The organism is Methylobacterium sp. CCH5-D2 (assembly GCF_001556475.1).
Classification (GTDB): domain Bacteria; phylum Pseudomonadota; class Alphaproteobacteria; order Rhizobiales; family Beijerinckiaceae; genus Methylobacterium; species Methylobacterium hispanicum.
Window position 1 is genome coordinate 1 of the sequence record NZ_LSIX01000228.1, and the last position, 2,315, is coordinate 2,315.

At 74.8% G+C, this 2,315-nt stretch carries 3 protein-coding genes and 1 pseudogene; 3 read left to right on the forward strand and 1 reads right to left on the reverse strand.

Annotated features, from left to right (window positions below):
• Positions 1-191 (forward strand): annotated as a pseudogene (locus AX737_RS34140) (methyl-accepting chemotaxis protein); the annotation flags it as partial.
• Between the two features lie 38 nt (positions 192-229).
• Here the strand turns inward: AX737_RS34140 and AX737_RS06020 are convergent.
• Positions 230-913, reverse strand: a complete 684-nt coding sequence (locus tag AX737_RS06020) for an HAD family hydrolase (protein ID WP_082772908.1) — start codon at positions 911-913, stop codon at positions 230-232.
• A gap of 160 nt (positions 914-1,073) precedes the next feature.
• Here AX737_RS06020 and AX737_RS06025 point away from each other — a divergent pair, with 160 nt between their 5' ends.
• Together AX737_RS06025 and rpiA are read left to right on the forward strand one after the other, a co-directional pair.
• The gene (locus AX737_RS06025) at positions 1,074-1,541 is read left to right on the forward strand and encodes a hypothetical protein (protein WP_066919826.1); all 468 of its coding nucleotides are present in this window, start codon (positions 1,074-1,076) and stop codon (positions 1,539-1,541) included.
• A 140-nt stretch (positions 1,542-1,681) separates the two neighbouring features.
• On the forward strand, positions 1,682-2,315 hold a 634-nt coding region (rpiA, locus tag AX737_RS06030), incomplete at its 3' end, for a ribose-5-phosphate isomerase RpiA (protein WP_066919828.1).

Genomic DNA, 2,315 nt, shown 5'->3' on the forward strand with positions numbered 1-2,315 from the left:
TGCGCAACGTGGCGCAGGCCGCGGGCGGAACGGATGAGGTGACGCGCAACGTCGCGGGCGTGGCGCAGGCCTCGGAGGAGACGGGCGCGGCGGCCAGCCAGGTGCTCTCGGCGGCCTCCGAGCTGTCGCGCCAGTCCGAGCATCTAGGCGCCGAGGTCGGACGCTTCCTCGCCACCGTGCAGGCCGCTTGAGGGCGGCGGGCGGGGGGCCGCCCGGGGGATCGCGCCCGTCAGGCGGCCTTGCGCGGCAGCAGCGCCTCGACGGCGCCGACGAGGTCGGCGAAGTGCGAGATGACCCGGTCCGGGCCGAGCTCCTCGACCGGCGTGTCGGTGTAGCCGAAGGTCACGGCCACCACCGGCACGCCCGCGGCCTTCGCGGCGTCGATGTCGGCGCGCGAATCGCCCACCATCACGGCGCGTGCGGGGTCGCCCCCGGCCCGCTCGATGGTGAGCGTGATGTGGCGCGGATCGGGCTTGTGGAACGGGAAGGTCTCGCGTCCGCAGATCGCCGCGAAGCGCTCCGCGATGCCGAGCTTTTCCAGGAGATCGACCGCCAGGCCCTCGACCTTGTTGGTGCACACGGCCAGCCGGAAGCCGTCCGCCTCCAGCCGGTCGAGCGTCTCGACGAGGCCCGGATAGAGGTAGGATTCCCGGCAGATGTTCCGGCCGTAATGCTCGATGAAGTCGAGGAAGAGCTGGTCGTGCCGCTCGGGCGCGAGGGGCGCGCCGGCCGCCGCGAAGCCGCGCGCGATCAGCGCCTTGGCGCCCGCGCCGATCAGGTCGCGCGCGCCGTCGAGCGGCAGCTCCGGCAGGCCCTCGCGGGTGAGGAGCGCGTTCAGGGTGCCGATCAGGTCGCCGGCCGTCTCGGCGAGCGTTCCGTCGAGGTCGAACACGGCGATCGGGGGAAGGGACATGGGCGCTCTCGGGCTTCGCGGGTGCGCCATCGCTAGCGGCGCGGCGCTCCGGCGGCAACCTGGAGACGGGCCGACCCGCGCCAGGCCTCCGCGCCGCGGGCGCCCCACTCGTGCCCGAAATCCCCACGACACGAGGTCTCCCGTCTCGAGATCCGGCTCCATGACCCGTCGCGTCCCGCTCGCCCTCCTCCTCTGCCTCTCCGCCATCGGCCTCTCGACGCGGGCCTCGGCCGCCGCCTACGAGTTCGTCCCGGCGCCCCAGGCCGACCTCAACCGGATGTACCGGGTCGACAAGGTCACGGGCGAGGTTACCTCCTGCCAGTACGGCCTGCAGGAGAGCGGCGGCGGCATCGGCCTCACCGTCTGCTTCGCGGCCGGCGAGGGTGCAGGGCCGCAGGTGCCCTCCGAGTACGGGCTCGTGGCCACCCGCCACACCCGCGAGGCCGGCGTGTTCCGGGTCAACTACCGCACCGGCGAGATGAGCATCTGCTTCGTGCTGGTGAAGAAGGAGCAGGTGGTCTGCACCCAGCAGGCCAACCCGCCGGCCGAGTCCGCCGGGGATGCGGCCCCCGCCGCCCCGGGGCGCGCGGGCGCGGGCGCTACGCCGCCGCAGGGCGGACGTCCCTGACGCCGCCGCCCGGACGAAGCCCGAGACGTGTCGTTCGACGGCCGTTCCGATCCCGGCGCGGCCGTGCTAGGGCCCCGGCGACTCGAACCGTGCCTGGGATTGCCGCCGATGACCCGCCCCCGCCCCGCCGGAGCCCGACGTTGAGCGGGCCGGACCTGCGCCGCGCCGCCGCCGCGCGCGCCCTCGACCTCGTCGAGCCGGGCATGAAGCTCGGGCTCGGCACCGGCTCGACGGCCGCCGCCTTCGTCGCCCTGCTCGGCGCGCGCGTGCGCGACGGGCTCGACGTGGTCGGCGTGCCGACCTCGGAGGCGACCCGGATCCAGGCCGAGGCCGAGGGCATCCCGCTCGCCACCCTCGACGAGATCCCGCAGCTCGATCTCACGATCGACGGCGCCGACGAGGTCGATGGGCAGCTCCGCCTGATCAAGGGCGGCGGCGCGGCGCTGCTGCGCGAGAAGATCGTGGCCTTCGCCAGCACCCGCATGGTGGTGATCGCGGACGCCGCCAAGCGCGTCGCCACGCTCGGCGCCTTCCCGCTGCCGATCGAGGTGAACCCCTTCGGCCGCACCGCCACCCGCGTCGCCGTCGAGGCGGCGATCGCCCGGACCGGATGCACCGGTGAGGTGCGGCTCCGCCTCGCCCCCGATGGCGCGCCGCTCGTCACCGACGGCGGCCACCACATCCTCGACGCCCATCTCGGCGCGATCCACGATCCCGAGGCGCTGTCGGCGGCCCTCTGGGCGGTGCCGGGGGTGGTCGAGCACGGCCTGTTCC

Excerpts from the sequence above, each read along its gene's own strand:
- AX737_RS06025 (WP_066919826.1), top strand. The coding sequence starts at position 1,074 with ATGACCCGTCGCGTCCCGCTCGCCCTCCTCCTCTGCCTCTCCGCCATC.
- AX737_RS06020 (WP_082772908.1), bottom strand. The coding sequence starts at position 913 with ATGTCCCTTCCCCCGATCGCCGTGTTCGACCTCGACGGAACGCTCGCC.